Source organism: Helicovermis profundi, assembly GCF_033097505.1.
GTDB classification, from domain to species: domain Bacteria; phylum Bacillota; class Clostridia; order Peptostreptococcales; family Acidaminobacteraceae; genus Helicovermis; species Helicovermis profundi.
In genome coordinates, this window is the sequence record NZ_AP028654.1 from 1,095,438 (window position 1) to 1,114,871 (window position 19,434).

At 27.2% G+C, this 19,434-nt stretch carries 13 protein-coding genes and 1 other annotated feature; of the genes, 11 read left to right on the top strand and 2 right to left on the bottom strand.

The genetic code is table 11. From position 1 onward, the window contains the following. The first annotated feature begins 14 nt into the window (after positions 1-14). Positions 15-863 (top strand): cell division protein ZapA, encoded by an 849-nt coding sequence (locus AACH12_RS04725; RefSeq protein WP_338536926.1) that lies wholly within the window; start codon positions 15-17, stop codon positions 861-863. 207 nt (positions 864-1,070) lie between these two features. Here the strand turns inward: AACH12_RS04725 and AACH12_RS04730 are convergent, their stop codons facing one another. Continuing rightward, positions 1,071-2,249: an IS110 family RNA-guided transposase gene (locus AACH12_RS04730; RefSeq protein WP_338536595.1), complete on the bottom strand. Its 1,179-nt coding sequence runs from the start codon at positions 2,247-2,249 to the stop codon at positions 1,071-1,073. Between the two features lie 267 nt (positions 2,250-2,516). On the opposite strand from AACH12_RS04730, the gene AACH12_RS04735 reads away from it, so the two are divergent. The 6 genes from AACH12_RS04735 (at position 2,517) to AACH12_RS04760 (ending at position 12,163) form a co-directional block, all read left to right on the top strand. After that, entirely contained in the window at positions 2,517-4,922 is a 2,406-nt protein-coding gene (locus tag AACH12_RS04735; protein WP_338536927.1) for a U32 family peptidase, read from the top strand. Positions 4,923-4,931: 9 nt separating this feature from the next. Continuing rightward, positions 4,932-7,295: an endonuclease MutS2 gene (locus tag AACH12_RS04740; RefSeq protein ID WP_338536928.1), complete on the top strand. Its 2,364-nt coding sequence runs from the start codon at positions 4,932-4,934 to the stop codon at positions 7,293-7,295. 59 nt (positions 7,296-7,354) lie between these two features. Continuing rightward, entirely contained in the window at positions 7,355-7,768 is a 414-nt protein-coding gene (locus AACH12_RS04745; RefSeq protein WP_338536929.1) for a 2-thiouracil desulfurase family protein, read from the top strand. A 138-nt stretch (positions 7,769-7,906) separates the two neighbouring features. Further along, positions 7,907-9,487 carry a DUF342 domain-containing protein gene (locus tag AACH12_RS04750; protein ID WP_338536930.1) on the top strand — a complete coding sequence of 527 codons (1,581 nt, stop codon included), beginning with the start codon at positions 7,907-7,909 and terminating at the stop codon, positions 9,485-9,487. Positions 9,488-9,508: 21 nt separating this feature from the next. Beyond that, positions 9,509-11,320, top strand: coding sequence for a hypothetical protein (locus AACH12_RS04755; protein ID WP_338536931.1), 1,812 nt, complete (start codon positions 9,509-9,511; stop codon positions 11,318-11,320). A gap of 18 nt (positions 11,321-11,338) precedes the next feature. Continuing rightward, positions 11,339-12,163 carry a carbon-nitrogen hydrolase family protein gene (locus tag AACH12_RS04760; protein WP_338536932.1) on the top strand — a complete coding sequence of 275 codons (825 nt, stop codon included), beginning with the start codon at positions 11,339-11,341 and terminating at the stop codon, positions 12,161-12,163. Between the two features lie 100 nt (positions 12,164-12,263). Here AACH12_RS04760 and AACH12_RS04765 read toward each other — a convergent pair whose 3' ends face one another. Next, positions 12,264-13,073, bottom strand: a complete 810-nt coding sequence (locus AACH12_RS04765) for a rhomboid family intramembrane serine protease (RefSeq protein ID WP_338536933.1) — start codon at positions 13,071-13,073, stop codon at positions 12,264-12,266. A gap of 304 nt (positions 13,074-13,377) precedes the next feature. Then, positions 13,378-13,576, top strand: a binding site (T-box leader). A 42-nt stretch (positions 13,577-13,618) separates the two neighbouring features. Between AACH12_RS04765 and argS the strand changes: the two genes are divergently transcribed. The 4 genes from argS (at position 13,619) to AACH12_RS04785 (ending at position 18,968) form a co-directional block, all read left to right on the top strand. Then, a complete protein-coding gene (argS, locus tag AACH12_RS04770) occupies positions 13,619-15,316 on the top strand; it encodes an arginine--tRNA ligase (protein ID WP_463671011.1) in 1,698 nt (565 codons plus the stop codon). A 396-nt stretch (positions 15,317-15,712) separates the two neighbouring features. Then, the gene (locus AACH12_RS04775) at positions 15,713-16,786 is read left to right on the top strand and encodes a pyridoxal-phosphate-dependent aminotransferase family protein (protein ID WP_338536935.1); all 1,074 of its coding nucleotides are present in this window, start codon (positions 15,713-15,715) and stop codon (positions 16,784-16,786) included. 10 nt (positions 16,787-16,796) lie between these two features. After that, entirely contained in the window at positions 16,797-17,708 is a 912-nt protein-coding gene (locus tag AACH12_RS04780; RefSeq protein WP_338536936.1) for a D-2-hydroxyacid dehydrogenase, read from the top strand. Positions 17,709-17,723: 15 nt separating this feature from the next. Continuing rightward, a complete protein-coding gene (locus AACH12_RS04785) occupies positions 17,724-18,968 on the top strand; it encodes a DUF1015 domain-containing protein (RefSeq protein ID WP_338536937.1) in 1,245 nt (414 codons plus the stop codon). Positions 18,969-19,434: the final 466 nt, after the last annotated feature.

Below are 19,434 nucleotides of genomic sequence, written 5' to 3' on the forward strand. Positions count from 1 at the left end.
TGGGAGTTGTTAAAATGACATTGAAAAATAAAGTGATAGTGAGAATATTCGGACAAGAGTATACCTTAAAAAGCGAAGATTCTAGAGAACATATGCAAAGAGTATCAAATTTAGTTGATGATAAAATGAATGAAATTGCCGATGCAAATAAGAAATTAAGTACGTCAATGATTGCAGTTTTAGCAACTTTAAATATGACTGATGAATATGTGAAAATTTCAAATAAACTAGAAGAGATGAAAAACAAAATTGATAATCCAGAATCAGAAATTAGAAAACTTAATCAAAAATTAGAAGTATTAGAAATTAAGTTAAATGAAAAAACTTCTGAGAATGAAATATTAATGGGTAATTTAAGCGAAATTCAGAAAAAGTTTTCTGAAAATGAAATTGAGGCTATTAATTTAAAAAGTAAAATATACGAATTAAATAACGAACTTGCTCACAAAAATCTTGAAATAGATTCTTTTAACGATGAGAATTTAGAAGCAAATTCACAAAAAGATAAAGAAATAAATCGTCTTAATGAAGAGCTTGGTGAAAAGAAACTTGTAAATAGAGAGCTAAGTAGTACTATAGAAGAATTTAAAAATACAGTATCAGAATTAGAAGAAAAAGTAAGAAAATATGATTTGAAATTTGAAGCGAAAAATAAAGAATTGATGTTAAAAGAAGAAGAGCTTGATGATATATATATAAAAACAGAGGAAATGAAAAATGAAATTAAATTTAATCTAGAACATGTTTTAGCATTAAAAGAAGAAGTTGCGATTAAAGATAATGAAATTTCTATTGCTTGGAAAAAATATAATCAGGCGGAAAATGAACTTAATGAATTTATAGAAGAATTTGATACTAATTAGTAAGTGAATATAGTGTATAATAAAATAAGGATGAGATTATATCTCATCCTTGTTTATTTGTAGTGGGTTATGGTTATATTAAGGAGCTAGCTATACAAAAGTCAAGAAATAAATGATGCTTTTTTTAAATGATAAAATAGAATTTTGAGCATACTTAATAAGAAGACAAGGTCTTCTAAAAGAAAATATAAATTGTATTAGATGAAACTACAATAAATTATTAAATGCAATACCAGTTTTCATAATCGCGTAAATAGTATTTGACATATTTTTTGCAGCATGGCAAATTGCCGAGTTATGATGTTTACCTTCTTTGATCTTTAGTAAATATTTATCTCTAAATTTGTTATCTTTAATTTTAGAATTTATTATAGCTACTTTAGTAGCGGTAAATATTGCAGTACGTAAATATCTTGATCCACGTTTAGATATATGAGAATTTTTAGCTATAAAGTTACCTGACTGATATATTGTAGGATCAAGTCCTGCAAAAGCAAGTAGGCTTTTAGGATGATCAAATCGATGTATATCACCGATTTCACCGACAATTAGGCCGGCAGTAATATGTCCAACACCAGGTATACTAAGTAAGAAAGAAAAATGAGCATCAATAATCTTGTTTATTTCTATCTCAAATCTATCCATTTGTCGTTTGTAATGAAAAATGTCCTCAAGAGTAGAATTAATCAGTATTTCATTTGTAATATTAACATTACCGATTGTGTTTTTAGATAATGTTTTAATTGTTTTAGCTATTTCGAATCTATTACCACGGCATTTTATAATAGATTCAAGAGTTGAAATATGCATATTAGAAATTTTTATAGTTGTAGGATAATCAGAAAAAAGTTTGTAAACCCAGTTTGAATGTTGATTAAATTGATGTCTAAATTCTGGGAAAGTAATATCTAGTAGTCGTGTCCACTCAGTTTTTGCTTTATTGAGTTTTTTTTGAACTTCAATTCTTGCTCTAGATAGTGACTTTAATTCATTTGAAATGTATAATGTAGGTGTATAGGAATTGTGACGTTTATGATTAAATTCTACGTACTTGCATATAGCATAAGCATCAACTTGATCTGTTTTAGTCAGTCTTGGTGAAAGAGCTTTACGACTATTACTTGTTAATACTGGATTAATCATTAAGACATAAAAGCCTTGTAACGCAAGAAAATTAGAAATATTTTGAGAGTATATTCCGGTTTCTTCAATTCCTATACGAATGTCATCAATAGACTCCGTATGGGATAGAATTAGCATACGGAGTTTTTTAAACCCCTCAAAATCATTTTGAATAGTAAAACATTTGGTGAGCACCTCACCATTACTTGAAGTAATTGTGATGTCATGCTTAGAAGAAGCTACATCAATACCGACAAAGATCATAAAAAAACCTCCTTATATATTTTATAAACAAGTGGTAAAACACACAATCTGAAACTTCAAATAATCTTGTAAATAAAACGTCATGCGTTCACTAGCTAATTAATTGTACAAGTAACAGATGTGGTTATAATCTCCTTAAAATAGTCAAGCTATAGAAAAAATGGAATAATCCACAATGTTTATTACTAAAATTATATAAGAAAAAATTAAATTATAAAACGAAAGGAGAGTTATACTAAAATTTATATTTTTAGTATACAAGAAAATATGATTGAATTATTGGCACCAGTGGGAACTAAAGAAGGACTAATTGCTGCTGTTCAAAATGGAGCAGATGCAGTATATTTAGCAGGTAAATCTTTTGGAGCTAGAAAATTTGCAAATAATTTTAATAGAGATGAATTAATTGATGCAATTTCTTATTGTCATATTAGAGATGTAAAAGTATATGTTACTGTGAATACAATAGTTTTTGATAATGAATTTAATGAACTTGTCGATTTTGTTGGATTTTTATACAATAATGATGTTGATGCAATAATAATGCAAGATATAGGTGCATTTAAAGTAATAAAAAATAAATATCCGCTTCTAGAAATTCATGCAAGTACACAAATGTCTATTCAGACTGTATCTGATGCTAAGTATCTTTCTAGTTTAGGTATTTCAAGAATTGTTGTTGGGCGAGAAATGTCATTAAAAGAAATAAAAGAAATAAATGATACTGTTGATGTAGATATAGAAGTTTTTGTACATGGTTCTCTTTGTATTTCACAGTCAGGACAGTGTTTAATTAGTAGTATGATAGGTGGCAGAAGCGGAAACCGTGGAAGTTGTGCACAGGCTTGTAGGCAAAAATATGATTTGGTTAATATTGATTATGATTCAAAAATTAATTCTCCGCACGGTGAGTATTTACTAAGTCCAAGAGATCTTATGACTTTAGATGATATAGATAAAATTATTAATACAGGAGCAATTTCTTTAAAAATTGAAGGTCGAATGAAACGTGACGAGTACGTGGCAACTGTAGTTGATTCATATAGAAAAGCTATTGATAATGTTATTGATGATAAAGAAATTTCTAGTAAAGATGATATTAATAAGCTAAAACAATTTAACAGATTATTTACTAAAGGTCATTTGTTTTCTGAAAGAAATCAAGACTTAATGTCTAATGAATATACAGGTATACAAGGCGAGAAGATTGCTAAGGTACTCAAATATTATCAAGATAAAAAACAAGTTGAAATTGAACTTTTTAATGATCTTTGTCAGAATGATGAAATACAAATAAGAAGAGGCTTTAATACAGTTGGTGCTAGAGTTGAAACGATGTTTTCAAATAAAAATAGGATTAAAGAAGCTGTTAAAAATCAAAGAGTAAGAGTGAATTTTAAACATTTTTGTAAACCAGGTGAAATTTTATATAAAACTTTTGACGTAGAAGTTATGAATAATGCAAAAGAATCATATAGAAAAGAAAATAAAAAATTACCTATAGAATGTGAAATATTTATTACAGAAGGGTTGACATCAAATTTAATTATTAAAGATAGTAGAGGTAATGAAGTAAATATATTAGGTGAAAAAAATGCAGAAATAGCCCAAAATAAGGCCTTAACTGAAGAAGATGTTAGAAATAATTTAAGTAAATTAGGAAATACGCCTTATTTTATTGAAAAATTAATTATTAATATTGATGAAAAAGTGTATTTGCCTGCAAAAGAAATAAATAACTTAAGAAGGAAAGCTATTGAAGAATTAGATATGCTTAGAAAAAATATATATGGTAGAGAGTTTGAAAATACAGAGTATAATTTAACAAATAAACATAATTCTATAAAAACGGATATGAGTTTTACTTATTCTGTTCATACATTTGATCAATTTCTAGCATTAGTTGACTTAGATATAAAAGAAATAATGCTTGAAAATTCTTATATTTTTAAGGAATGTTTGGATTATATTAATGAAGAAAATATTGATGTAAATATTATTCCGATTATTTATAAAAGTACATTAGAAGAAAATCATAGTAAATTTATTAAACTTTTTAATGATTATTGTGTAAAAGACGTGATGATAACAAATTATGGCCATATAATACATTATATTGATAAATTTAATTTACTTACAGATTACAGTATGAATGTAGTTAATTCTAATAGTAGCGAATTTTATAATTCTTTAGGATTTAAAAGAATAACCCTTTCGCCAGAATTAAATATAAAGCAAATAGAAAAAATGTATACCAGTGAAAATTTGGAAATTATAGGATATGGATATATTCCAGTTATGAATTTGAAATATTGTCCAATTTCAAATGTATTTGGAAGTGAAAAGAATTGTGGAATATGTGAGAAAGATAATTACGGTCTTAAAGATAAAAAAGATTATATTTTTCCACTTCTTAGAAAAGAAAATTGTAATATGGAAGTGATGAATTCAAATAAATTATTTTTAGTAAACTATTTAAATGAATTAGAGAATTCAGGAGTTTCATATTATAGAATGAACTTTATTTTTGAAAATCCTAACGAGGTCAAAAATGTTATAAAAATCCACAATGATTTTAGAAGTACTGGTAACTTTGATAATAATGAAAGATTTTATAAAAAGTTAATTAAAGAAGGAATCACTAAAGGGCATATTAAAAGAGGTGTCGAGTAGGAGTTTAAAATGAATAAAAGAAGTTTAAGAGTACTTGAATTTAATAAAATTATTGAATTATTAAAATTAGAAATTACTTCAAATGTTGGGAAAAATATTGCTGAGAATTTAGTACCATCTTCTAATATTGAAGTGGTAAGGGAATCACTAAAAGAGACTTCAGAAGCATTAAGTTTAATTATTAGAAAAGGAAATTTTCCGAGCGGTCCAATATTTGATTTGAAAAAATATTTGAAATTAGCTCAAATAGGTTCTAGTTTAAATACAAAACAATTAATAGAAACCTCAGATACACTTAGGACATCTAGAAGGATTAAAAGTTTTATAGAAGGAAATGATTCTGAAATTTATCCTAAATTATTTTCTTACTCAAATAGTATTACCATGCTAAAAGGTGTAGAAGATGAAATTAATAATGCTATTATTGGTGAAGATATAATCTCTGATAAAGCTAGCTCGAAACTTAAAAATATAAGAAAAAGTATAGAAAATAAAAATACTTCTATTAGGCAAAAACTTGATTCAATAGTTAAATCATCTTCAAATCAAAAATATCTTCAAGATGCGATTGTAACTATAAGACAGGGAAGATTTGTAGTTCCGGTCAAGAGTGAATACAGGTCTATGATTAAAGGAATAATACATGATCAATCCTCTACAGGGTCTACTCTTTATATTGAGCCATATGCAATTGTAGATTTTAATAATGAATTAAGTCAACTTAAAATTGATGAAAAGGAAGAAATAGAAAGAATTTTAATGGAGTTAAGTGCTTTAGTTGGTCAAAGTGCAAATGAAATAAGATTAAATATTGAAATGGTAAGTATTATTGATTTTATAATAGGAAAAGGAAAATTATCATTAAAATATAATGGAGTTGAACCGATATTAAATGAGAGAGGATATGTAAATATTAAATCTGCTCGTCATCCATTAATTAATAAAAAAGATATAGTTGCAAATAATATTTACATTGGTGAAAATTTTAATATTTTGCTTATAACTGGCCCTAATACTGGAGGAAAAACTGTAACAATAAAAACTTTAGGATTGCTTTCATTAATGAATCAAGCTGGACTTCATATACCTGCAAATCACAATTCCCAGATGTCCATTTTTACAAATGTTTTTGCTGATATTGGTGATGAACAGAGTATTGAACAGAGTTTAAGTACATTTTCTTCTCATATGACTAATATTGTAGAGATTATTAGAGATGTGGATGCAAAATCATTAGTTTTATTTGATGAACTAGGAGCAGGGACTGATCCTACTGAGGGAGCGGCTCTTGCTATGAGTATTTTATCATTTCTTCATAAAAAAAATATTACTGCAGTTGCTACTACACATTATAGTGAACTTAAAGAATTTGCCTTACTTACAGATAGAGTTGAAAATGCATCAGTTGAATTTAATGTAGAAACCCTTAGCCCAACTTATAAACTTTTAATAGGCGTACCAGGTAAGTCAAATGCTTTTGAAATATCAAAAAAACTTGGACTTAGGGAAGATATTATTGAAGAATCTAAGATATTTATTAAAAGAGAAAATATAGAGTTTGAAAAGATTTTAGAAACTATAGAAGAAAATAGAAAAGAAGCTCAAAAAGAAAAAGATGAAGCTGTTCGTATGAGGATAGAAATAGAAAATCTTAAAAAGCAAGTTAATGAAAAGAAAGAAAAATTAAGTTCTCAAAAGGATAGAATTCTTAGAGATGCAAAATCTGAGGCAAGAAAATTACTTAAAGATTCTAAAGAAGAATCAGAGAGAATAATAAAAGAATTAAGGGGCTTATCTGAATCTAATGATAAAGAAAAAAATAGAAAAATAGAAGAAGCTAGAAGAAAATTAAAAAGAAAACTAGAAAATACTGAAGAAAATATTTTTGAAAAAACTATTGATTATAAAAAAATACCAAAAAATTTGAAAATAGGTGATACAGTAAAATTAATTAATCTAGATCAAATAGGAAATGCTTTAACGAAACCTGATTCAGATGGAAACTTAACGGTTCAAGTTGGAATTATGAAAATTAAGACTAATAAAAAAGACTTACTACTTATTAAGGAGAAAAAAGAACATTCTTCTTCTAAAAAAATAAGTAAATCTTACACTATAAACTCTGCTAATATAAGTCCAGAGCTTGATTTAAGAGGTTATAATGTAGAAGAGGCTATTTTAGAATTAGACAAATATCTAGATGATGTATATCTTTCAAGCGTTAAATCGGTCACTATAATTCATGGTAAAGGCACAGGAGCGTTAAAAAGTGGACTAAAGAGTTTCTTTCAAAAACATTCGCATATAAAGTCTTTTAGAGAAGGCGTATATGGTGAAGGTGGTTCAGGAGTCACAGTATTAGAAATTAAATAAATAAAATTTAGCTTATTTTTATTAAAAATAAGCTAAATTTATATTTGGAGGATACAAAAATGATTTTAGTTAGCGCATGTTTATTGGGTATAAATTGTAAATATAATGGCGAAAATAATAAAAATCAAAAGGTTATTGATTATGTATTAGGAAAGAAGTTTTTACCAATTTGCCCAGAACAATTAGGTGGACTTACTACTCCAAGGTTACCAGCAGAAATAATTGGAGATAAAGTTTTTTTGACAAACGGGGAAGATGTTACTAGTAAATTTGAAAAGGGATCATTAGAGATTATGAAGTATACTGAATTACTTCCGATTGACTTTGCAATATTAAAAGACGGAAGTCCTTCTTGTGGCAGTGAATTTGTTTATGATGGAAATTTTACTGGAACAAAAATAAAAGGAGAAGGTATTACAACAGAAGAGTTAAGAAAAAAAGGTGTAAAAGTTATAAATGAAAATAATTTATAGTTTTATTTAAATATTGTTGATAATTTTAAGATAAAAGCATTAAATTGATTTCTTATTTATTAAATTTTAAGAAAATTCAATAAATTATTTAGATAATTTATGATAGAATTAGGTATAAATGTATTTTGGGAGAAAATTATGGAAATTTATAGAGATAGTAAGCTAATACTTGAAATAAATGATAAAGACGTTAATTTACAAGTATTTAATGAAAAAATATCTATGCCGGAATTTAATAATGTTTGTAAATTAAATCCGAGGGTTAAGATTACTGACTTTATTGCATTAAAAAAATTATTAAATTTAGATAGTACTGAAAAAACTAAAATAGGTGAATTGAAAGAAATATATGAACTAGATATTTCAAAAGATGAAATGGTTGCTTATTTAAAAATTTATTTAACAAATAGTGAAATTGATAGAGATGTAGATAAGGTAAAAACAGATATAATTTCTTTTTTAAATAGCAAAAATATTTTAGAAGGCATAAATCATGAACTATTAAATTCAGATATTCCTTCTTGTAAAAAATTCGTTGTTGCTACTGGTAAGGCTCCAATAAGTGGAGAAAATGCAAAACTTGTATACTATAAGTTAAGTGAAAGAAAAGTTAAAGAAGGAACTGATGGTAATATGGATTTTTATGATGTCAAGTTAATTGACAATGTTGAAAAGGACGATTGGATTGGAGAAAAAATCCCTCCTACTCTAGGAATTAATGGAAAAACACTTTTTGGAAAAATTGTGGAGCCAAAACCTGGTAAAGATGCTCAGCTAAAATATGAGAAAAAATCTGTATATGAAAATCCAGAGAACGGTAATTATGTTTTAAGAGCAAAATTTGCTGGTGCAGTTAAATTTGATGGAAAAAAAATTGGAGTTGATAATCACTTAGTAATACATGGGGATGTTGACTACAGCACAGGTAATGTAGATTTTGATGGATATGTAACTATTAAAGGCACAGTGGCTGATTTATTTTCAGTAGAAGCTACAAAGGATATAACTATCGAAGGTAAAATGGGGATAGGTGCTGTTAAATTCATAAAATCTAGGGACGGTAGTGTTTCTATTTCTGGTGGCGTTAATGGCAAGAATACTACTAAAATTAGTGCAAAACGTGATGTTTATTTGAAATACGTTAATGAAACAAGTGTTGTCGCTGGTGGAGATATCCATATTTCACAATATTCAATGGATAGTTATTTAGAAGGAAAAAAAATAATACTTTCACCGAAAAATGGAAGAATAATCGGTGGCCAAGTAAAAGCTGATCATAAAATTATTACAGGTTCAATTGGCAATAAATTTGAGAAGAAAACGGTAGTGAATGTTAAGGGATTCGAAAGAGTAATGATAAAACATGAACTTGATAGTATTGAAATTATTCTTAAGGAAACTATTGGAAAAGCAAATAAATTAAAAAGACAATTAGAGATTTTTGAATCAAACAAATCAAGATTAGAAGAAAAAGCATTAAATACTTTTAGGGCCTTAATTATAAATTATGATAATATTATGGATGAAATTGCTAGAACAAATATAAAACTCGACCACTTAGAGGATATGCTAAAAACTAGAGGTGATGGGGAAATCAAGATAGTTAATGGAGTTTATCCTAAAACCGTACTAGAAATTAAAAACTTACAGAGAAAAGTAAATGATTTAATGTCTTGTTCATTTTATGTTAAAGATAATGAACTGCATTTATATGATTAAATAATAGGGTGGTGAAAAGACATGGATAAAAATATTAAAAAAGTTTTAACAACTATTGATTTTTTTTCACAGATTTTAAGTTTTGAACAAATTATTTCATATGGGTATGAATTCTTCCACAGCACACTTAATTTAGATAAATCACTATTATATGTTAAGTATAGTAATAAATATTTAATGAAAAAATCTATTGGTTATACAAATTATATATCAGAGTATGATTATTCAATGAAATTAAAATCAATTGCCACTTTATATGGTCGTATTATGTATAAAGATTTTGATAAATATTTTGAAGAAAATTTTTATAAGCATTATAATACTGAGGTGATAATTCCAATTATTGTACGCGATGAATTGATTGGTTTTATTATTTCAAATGGATTTAAAGATAAAAATAATGTACATATATCAAAAGAATACAATGAGGGTATGAAAAATTTATTGAATCTTGCCCTCACAATAGCACTAGATACTGATAAGAATACAAAATTAAAAAAAGAGCTCGATAAAAAGATTTTTAATTTATTTTTTGTAAATCAAAGTACAAAAATGATTATGGCTGAACTAGATCTTAGTAAACTGTATTCTCTTTGTATTGATATTATAAGAGAGCTTACTTCTAGTTCAATAACATCTTTTGGATTATATGATGAACTAAGGAAAAAAATTGTAATAAAAGGCTATAGTGACATAGTTAATTTTAAAAAATATTATTCAGAAATTGACTTAATTTCTAAAAATGCTACAAATTTAAAAATTATTTATAATTTAGATACAGATAGAGATGAATTAAGCAAAATATTTGTTGATGTCTCAGAATTTGATAGATTAAGTGCTAAATATGTTATTTTGCTAATTAAAAATGATATTTTAGGGTTTGTTACTGTAGGCGAGCCTGTAAATGGTAAGAAATATGAAGATGATACTTTAGTTCAAATTGAAAGTATGGCGAAATCGATATACATATCAATTACAAATGCACTTTATTTTAATAAAATAGCATTTCAAAAGGAAATAATAGAAAAACAACTTAATGATATTAAGAATTTAAATAGAATGGTAAAAAACATTAATTCATGTAGTGATATGAATGAACTTTGCGAAATTGCAATTGAAACTATTAATATTGGTTATGATGTATCAAAAGCATTTATCTTGGTTAATGTTGGTAATCAATTTAATGTAGTAAGTAAAATAGGTTATGAAAAGAATACTAAAATAATTGTTAATGATGAATTTATTTCTTTAAATACTGAGGAAAGCTATGTAGAATACGATAATACAAAATATGAAGATTTTTTTGATATTTCATGTGGGGGAAATAGACCGGATTCGAATTGTTTATTAATTAGTCCAATTAAAATAAATTCATTTGACATATTTAACAATAATATTTACGGCTATATCGTTGTTACAGAAACATACAGTTTACTTAATAATAATCAAATGATTATTGTAGATTCAATTTCAAATAGTATTGCACCCCTATTAAAACAATTTCTAACTGTAAATCAGATAAAGAAAACTATGGTTGAAGATTCTAAAATCAAATTTTTAAAAACTCTAGATAATTATTTTGATTCAAAAAATAATTATTTTATGGATTTTAAACTCTACTATAAAGTTATTTTAAGCAAACCATTTGAAAAAACAAATCTTGATATGTATTCGAATTATGAATTTTGGTATTTTGATAATACAGTATTGTTTTTAAATTATAACGATGAAGAAATTGATGAAAATTTATTTGATGGATGTGTTTCTGGTGATGATTTGGAAGAAATAAAAGAAAATCTATCTATTGAAATAGCTTTCATAATTAATGAGTAGAATGCATATGGAGGAATTATGGATAATTTTAAAATTTCCGTTTGTCAATTGAAACCAGAGAATAATAAAGAAACTAATATTAAAAAAGCTGAAATTATGATTAGGGAAGCTAAAAATAATGGAAGCGATATTATTGTTCTTCCAGAAATGTTTAATTGTCCATATGATAATAAATTTTTTTTGGATTATAGTGAAGAATATCCAGGGTATACAACAGCTTGGTTATCTAAACTTTCAAGTGAACTTGGTATCTACATAATTGGTGGTTCAATACCAGAATTAGAAAATGGAAAATTATATAATACATCTTTTTCTTTTAATAGAAAAGGTGAATTAATTGGAAAGCATAGAAAACTACATTTATTTGATATTGATATTGAAGACAAAATATTTTTTAAAGAATCTGATACGTTGTCATATGGCAGTAAAATTACTGTGATTGACACGGAGTACGGGAAAATTGGAATTGCTATTTGTTACGATATGCGTTTTCCTGAATATATGAGAATTCTTGCACTTGAGGGTGCAAAACTAATAGTTGTTCCAGCTGCGTTTAATACTGTGACTGGACCTATGCATTGGAACTTATTAGCAAGAGCTAGGGCACTTGACAATCAGGTGTATTTTGTTGCAGCTTCCCCGGCAAGAAATATTCACTCTTCATACAAAGCGTATGGACATTCTATAATCGTTGATCCTTTTGGAAATATTATAAATGAGGCTAACATAGAAGAGGGGATTATTTCAGCTAAAATTGATTTCGATTACGTAAATAAAATAAGAGATGAACTTCCTCTTCTGAAACATAGAAGGGAAGACTTGTATAAAATTAGTTACAAATAGTTTAAAAGGAAAAGATATAATATACTTATAAAGTTTAAGTATATTATATCTTTTAAAGTTTCAGCAAAAGTAAAGCAAATGCTTAAGCTAGAAAATTAATTTATTTTAAAAAGGAGTTTTTAAATTTAATAATGGTTTCATTATGAGGAAATTTTTCGCTTGCTTCCATAATTAATTTTGTTGTTTTTTCATAGTTTTTGTCATTGTATGAATCGACAATATTATAAATATAATAATTTGCTTTACTTTGATATGAAGGGATAGAAACAAAAATAAAAAACATAAATCCAAGTATTAGGACGAGTTGAGCAATTCTATTTTTAATCTGCATTTTAATTTGATTTGGATATCCGTATGCCCATGCAGCAATAAAACCACTAATAAGCCCAAATCCGTGTGCAAAATTATCAATTTGAGGATTGGTAGTTCCGTACCATACGTTGATTAGTACAATAACTAACATGTTTTTCCTTATTGATTTTTTTATATCGTCAGGATAAAATGCTGAAATATAGAAATATGCTCCTACTAGTCCAAAAATTCCGCCTGATGCGCCAATAGATATACTATCGTCAAACATAAAACTACCAATTGAACCAAAAATTCCTGCAGTTAAATAAATTAAGAAAAAACGCTTTTTTCCTAGATTTTCTTCTATGCTTCTACCAAAAGATAAGAGTGCAATGGAATTAAATAGTATATGAGTAAAACTTCCATGTAAAAGCATTGGAGTTACAAGTCTATATAGTTCGTAATTTGCTATTTTATAATTAATCTTTGCTCCTAGTAGAAGTAAAGTATCACTTCCACTTATATATTTAATTGCTAGTGAAATTAGAAAAACAACTATATTAGTAATAAGGATTATGTCCGTTAGATATATTTTTTTATTTTTTATTATAGATTCCATGTATAAACTCCTTTTTAAATCGAGCGTATTTATAATACGTCAGCCAGTTTTATATTATAATAGTATATTCATTTTACATAATCGTGTGCAATATGCAAAATAAAAGTTATTTACTTACTATAATAATATAGCATGAAAGAATGCTTATTTCTATTATATATGGAATTAACAAAATATTTGATGTTTGCTATTATATCGCAACACACTTATGAATAGGAAAGCAAAAATCACTTTATGGTAAAAAAAAATATTTATAATATTGTACTATTATATGAAATGTGGTAAAATTAATTTCAAATGAATATTCTAATCTATGATAAAGAAAAGTAATTTAAGTACTATTTTAAGCGAACTAGAGTTGGTGTAAGTCTAGTAATAAACTTTTATGAAAAAAGAGCTTTTGAGATTTTAAATTTAAAAAAATTTATGGTATCCCCATTAAAGGATTTGAGTGGTAGCTTGCTACAACTAGAGTGGTAACGCGGATAATATTCGTCTCTTGATTTTTCAAGAGGCGATTTTTGTTTTATAAAGGAGGAAATATGATTAATTTTAAAAATGAAGTTGTTGATTTGCTAAGTGTTGTGATTCCAGAAATTGAAAAAAATGAAATATCAAGTTTGCTTGAAATTCCAAAATATACTAATATGGGTGATTTTGCTTTTCCATGTTTCAAATTATCAAAAATTTATAGAAAATCGCCAAATATGATTTCAAAAGATCTAGTAGAAAAAATCAGTGGAAACAAATATTTTGAAAAAATTGAATCTGTGAATGCTTATATTAATTTTACAAATAGTAAAACAATATTTGTTAAATCAGTTTTAGAGAATGTTAATGAAAAAAAAGATAGTTATGGTTCAAGTGATATTGGAAATGGTGAAGAGATTATTGTAGAATTCTCTTCAACTAATATTGCAAAACCTTTTCATATGGGTCATATAAGATCAACTATGATTGGAAATTCTCTTTACAAAATTCATAAATTTTTAGGGTACGATACTGTTGCAATAAACCACTTGGGGGATTATGGTACGCAGTTTGGAAAGTTAATTGTAGCATATAAATTATGGGGTAATAAAGAAGATATTGAAAACAACCCAATACCAGAACTTTTAAAAATTTACGTTAAATTCCATGAAGAAGCTGAAAAGGACGAAAAACTTGATCAAGAAGCAAGAGATTGGTTTAAGAAACTTGAAAATAATGATCAAGAAGCATATGATTTGTGGAAATGGTTTAAAGATGTATCTTTAAAAGAATTTAATAGAGTTTATGGAATGCTTGGAGTTGAATTTGACTCATATACAGGCGAGAGTTTTTATTCGGATAAAATGCCAGCCGTATTAAATGAGCTAAGAGAAAAAAATATTCTTACAAAGTCTAAAGGAGCGGAAATTGTAGATTTAGAAGAGTACGATATGCCACCAGCATTAGTTACTAAAAGTGACGGATCATCTCTTTATATAACAAGAGATCTTGCTGCTGCAATATATAGAAAAAATCATTATAAATTTGCTAAGAATATTTATGTAGTTGGTTCGCAACAAAAATTACATTTTCAGCAATGGTTCAAAATAATTGAATTAATGGGTTACGATTGGTATAAAGATTGTGTTCATGTTGATTTTGGTATGGTAGGTTTAGAAGAAGGATCGCTTTCTACAAGGAAAGGAAGAGTAGTATTTTTAGAAGATGTACTAAATAAAGCAGTGGACAAAACTAAAGAAATTATTGAAGAAAAAAATCCAAATTTAAAAAATAAAGAAGAGGTTGCCAAAGCTATAGGTATTGGAGCTGTTGTTTTCCAAGAATTATCAAACAATAGAATTAAAGATTATACTTTTTCTTTAGAAAAGACTTTGTCATTTGAAGGTGAAACGGGACCTTATGTTCAATATACCCATGCAAGAACTTGTAGTGTTCTAAGAAAATTAGATGGTGCTATATCTAATGAAATTGATTATTCAAAATTAAATGATGAAGTCTCAGTAGAAGTAATAAGGTTACTTGCTAAATTTCCAGATGTTGTCAAAGATGCTGCAAGAAAATACGAACCTTCTCTTATTACAAGATATACAATTCAATTGGCACAGGAATTTAATAGATTCTATCACGACAATTCAATACTTGTTGACGATTTAGATTTAAAAAATGCTAGAATCATGTTAGTTCAAGCTGTTGAACAGACACTAAAAAATGCATTAACATTAATTGGATTAAAAGCTCCGGAACAAATGTAATGACAATTTTGATTTTGCAATGATTTAGTTAACAAAATTTTTATAGGGACTTTATTGTTATTTTATATATATAAATTGTCCCAACAAATTTAATATTCAAATGATTATAAAGCTAAAATATTTTAAATTATATCTAAAAATATTTTAGCTTTATGTGTATTATTGACATATAAATTAAAATCACTAAGTAATATTATATAATTACTAAATATATAATAAATTTAATAATTATATTTTATTTATTATTGAAATGAATAATTTTTATGATAAAATGTGAGTGTTAAGATATAATAGTTGATAATTGTCTATGAATCACTTATTTAATAATTTTTATCAATTGTTGCTTAATATTAAGCTTGAATAAATTTTATTTATATTTATAAAGGGGGATTACAATTGTACAAAAAATTATTTATACCAGGACCAGTTAATGTACTTGATGATGTTCTAGAGAAAATGGCTACTCCGATGATAGGACATAGAACTAAAGAAGCTTCAAATATACAAAGGTCAATTTCTGAAAAAATGCAGAAATTATGGTCTACTAAAGAACAAATAATACTATCAACTTCTTCTGGTAGTGGTTTAATGGAGGGTGCAATTAGAAGTTGTACTAGAAAGAAAGCTGCAGTTTTTAGCGTGGGTGCATTTGGAGATAGATGGCATAAAATGGCAATCTCGAATGGTGTAAAAGCAGATAAATATGCATCTGAATGGGGACAACCAACAACACCTGAAATGGTAGATAAAGCATTAAGCACTGGCGAATATGATCTACTTACGATCACTCATAATGAAACTTCAACTGGATTAATGAATCCTATTGTTGAAATTGCAGAAGTAGTTAAAAAATATCCTGAAGTAATTTTCTGTGTTGATATGGTTAGTTCTGCGGGTGGTGCAAAAGTTGAAGTTGATAAATTAGGAATAGATATATGTATAACTTCTACTCAAAAATGTTTAGGATTACCTCCTGGAATGGCTATTTGTTCGTTTTCAAAAAAAGCTGTTGAAAGAGCGGAATTAGTTGAAAATAGAGGTATGTATTTTGATTTATTAGCTTTGTACAAATACATTTTAAAGAAAGATCATCAATATCCATCGACTCCAACCTTATCTCATATGTTTGCACTAGATTACAAACTAGATAAAATGGAAAAAGAAGGATTTGACGCTATTTATGATCGTCACGAGGAAAATGCAAAGTTTGTTAGAGCGTGGGCAAATAAATATTTTAAAATGTTTGCTGAAGAAAAGTACGCTTCTAATACACTTACTACTATACTAAATACTAGAGAAATAAGTGTAGCAGATTTAAATAAAAAACTTGGTGAGAGAGGTTTTACTATCTCAAATGGATATGGTGATTTAAAGGAGAAAACTTTTAGAATTGCACATATGGCTGATACTACTCATGAAGAATTAGAAGAACTATTAGGACAAATTGAAGATATATTAAATCTTAAGTAGGAGGGATTAAATGCTAAAGATACTTGCAAATGATGGTATGGATAATGCTGCTATTACAATCTTAGAGGAATGTGGTCATTATGTAGATACTAATTTTTATAATGTTGAGGAATTAAAAGAAAAATTATTAGATTTTGACGTGTTAATAGTTAGAAGTGCTACAAAGGTAAGAGAAGAACTAATTGACGTGGTGGCAAATGGCTCTTTGAAACTTATAATTAGAGCTGGTGTTGGAATCGATAATATAGATCATAACTATGCTGAAGGTAAAGGAATATCGGTTAAAAATACACCTAAATCTAGTTCTAGTGCTGTTGCAGAGCTTGCAATTGCACATATGTTTGCCTTAGCAAGATTTATTAATATTTCTAACGTAACTATGAGAAACGGCGAGTGGAATAAAAAAGCTTATAAAGGTATTGAAATTAATGGTAAAACACTTGGAATTATCGGTTTTGGAAGAATCGGTAAGGAACTTGCTAGAAAAGGTGAAGCTCTAGGCATGAAAATTGTCTATACTGATATTTTCGGTAAAAGTGAAGGCTTTGATAATTATGAATTTTTATCACAAGACGAATTGTTAGCTGTGTCAGATTTTATTTCACTTCATGTTCCATTTATTAAAGAAAATGGTGCAACTATTAGTGAAAAAGAATTTAAATTAATGAAAAAAAGTGCATTTATTATTAATGCAGCTCGTGGTGGTGTTATTGATGAAAATGCACTGCTAAACGCTTTAAATAATGGTGATATTGCAGGTGCTGGAATTGATGTTTTTGAAGAGGAACCAACTAAAAATGAAAAGTTAATTAATCACCCAAAAGTATCTGTTACACCACATATAGGAGCATCAACAAATGAAGCGCAAACTAGAATTGGTAACGAGACAATTGACACTATTAAAGAGTTTTTTAGTATTTAATATAGGAGGTATACAATGGCAGTAGTAAGACCATTTAAAGGATTTAGACCAAAAGAAGATTTAGTAGAAAAAGTTGCATCATTACCTTATGATGTAATGAATAGAGTAGAAGCAAAGAAAATGGCTGAGGGTAACGATATATCTTTTTTACATGTCGTTAGAAGTGAAATGGATGTAGATGATTCTATAAGTCAATATGATGAAAAAGTATATTTAAAAGCAAGAGAAAATCTTGATAATTTTATTGATGATGGAGTACTTATTCAAGATGAAAAACCTACATTATATATTTATAGACAATTAATGAATGGTCGAGTACAAACGGGTGTTGTTGCTTGTACATCAATAGATGATTACATGAATGATATTATTAAAAAACATGAATTTACACGTGCAGAAAAAGAAGTAGATAGAATTAATAACTTTGATGTATGTAATGCAAATACTGCTCCAATATTTTTAACTTACAGAAATAATAAAGAAATTACAACTATTATTAATGATTGGATTAAATTTAATATGCCTGTTTATAATTTTATTTCTGATGATGATATTACTCATATTATTTGGACAATTGATGAAGACAAGATTATTGAAAAATTAAGTTCTTTATTTGAAAAAGTTGATTACTTATATATTGCTGATGGACACCATAGATCAGCTTCATCAGTAAATGTTGGAAACAAGAGAAGAAAAGCTTTTCCGGACTATAGTGGAGAAGAGGAATTTAACTATTTCTTATCAGTAATATTCCCGGATGATGATTTATTTATTATGGATTATAATAGAGTTGTAAAAGACTTAAATGGAAATACTCCTGCTGAAGTAATTGAAAAAATAAAAGATAAATTTATCGTAGAAGAAGTTGATTCGGCTTCACCATATAAACCAAAGGATGCAAAGACGTACGGAATGTTTTTAGAAAATAAATGGTATAAGTTATCTGCTAAAGAAGGTATCTATGATGCTAATGACCCTGTGGATAGATTAGATGTATCAATTCTTCAAAAGAATCTTTTAACTCCAGTTTTAGGTATTGGAGATCCTAGAACAGATAAAAGAATTGACTTTGTTGGCGGAATTAGAGGACTTAAAGCACTTGAAGAAAGATGTAACAAAGATATGAAAATTGCATTTTCAATGTATCCTACTACTATGGATGATTTATTATCAATAGCTGATGCTGGTGTGGTAATGCCACCTAAATCAACTTGGTTTGAACCAAAACTTAGAAGTGGACTATTTGTTCATAGATTATAATTAAAAAATTGATACCTAAATACGCTTCATCAGCAAAATCAGTTGAAAGGCGCTACTTTAGGTATCAATTTTTTTGCCTTTAAAACATGAAATGGAAATAAAAAGATGTATAAAGGAACCTAAATACGCTTCATCAGTAAAATCAGCTGAAAGGCGCTACTTTAGGTATCAATTTTTTTGCCTTTAAAACATGAAATGGAAATAAAAAGATGTATAAAGGAACCTAAATACGCTTCATCAGCAAAATCAACTGAAAGGCGCTACTTTAGGTATCAATTTTTTTGTCTTTTAAAACATGAAAAATAAATGGAAATAAAAAGATGTACAAAGGAACCTAAATACGCTTCATCAGCAAAATCAGCTGAAAGGCGCTACTTTAGGTATCAATTTTTTTAATTTTTAACAATAATAATAAAGTGAGTAAAAATATACATAGAATATTAAATATAAATTCATCAAGCATTAT

Excerpts from the sequence above, each read along its gene's own strand:
- AACH12_RS04725 (WP_338536926.1), top strand. The coding sequence starts at position 15 with ATGACATTGAAAAATAAAGTGATAGTGAGAATATTCGGACAAGAGTAT.
- AACH12_RS04730 (WP_338536595.1), bottom strand. The coding sequence starts at position 2,249 with ATGATCTTTGTCGGTATTGATGTAGCTTCTTCTAAGCATGACATCACA.
- AACH12_RS04735 (WP_338536927.1), top strand. The coding sequence starts at position 2,517 with ATGATTGAATTATTGGCACCAGTGGGAACTAAAGAAGGACTAATTGCT.
- AACH12_RS04740 (WP_338536928.1), top strand. The coding sequence starts at position 4,932 with ATGAATAAAAGAAGTTTAAGAGTACTTGAATTTAATAAAATTATTGAA.
- AACH12_RS04745 (WP_338536929.1), top strand. The coding sequence starts at position 7,355 with ATGATTTTAGTTAGCGCATGTTTATTGGGTATAAATTGTAAATATAAT.
- AACH12_RS04750 (WP_338536930.1), top strand. The coding sequence starts at position 7,907 with ATGGAAATTTATAGAGATAGTAAGCTAATACTTGAAATAAATGATAAA.
- AACH12_RS04755 (WP_338536931.1), top strand. The coding sequence starts at position 9,509 with ATGGATAAAAATATTAAAAAAGTTTTAACAACTATTGATTTTTTTTCA.
- AACH12_RS04760 (WP_338536932.1), top strand. The coding sequence starts at position 11,339 with ATGGATAATTTTAAAATTTCCGTTTGTCAATTGAAACCAGAGAATAAT.
- AACH12_RS04765 (WP_338536933.1), bottom strand. The coding sequence starts at position 13,073 with ATGGAATCTATAATAAAAAATAAAAAAATATATCTAACGGACATAATC.
- AACH12_RS04780 (WP_338536936.1), top strand. The coding sequence starts at position 16,797 with ATGCTAAAGATACTTGCAAATGATGGTATGGATAATGCTGCTATTACA.
- AACH12_RS04785 (WP_338536937.1), top strand. The coding sequence starts at position 17,724 with ATGGCAGTAGTAAGACCATTTAAAGGATTTAGACCAAAAGAAGATTTA.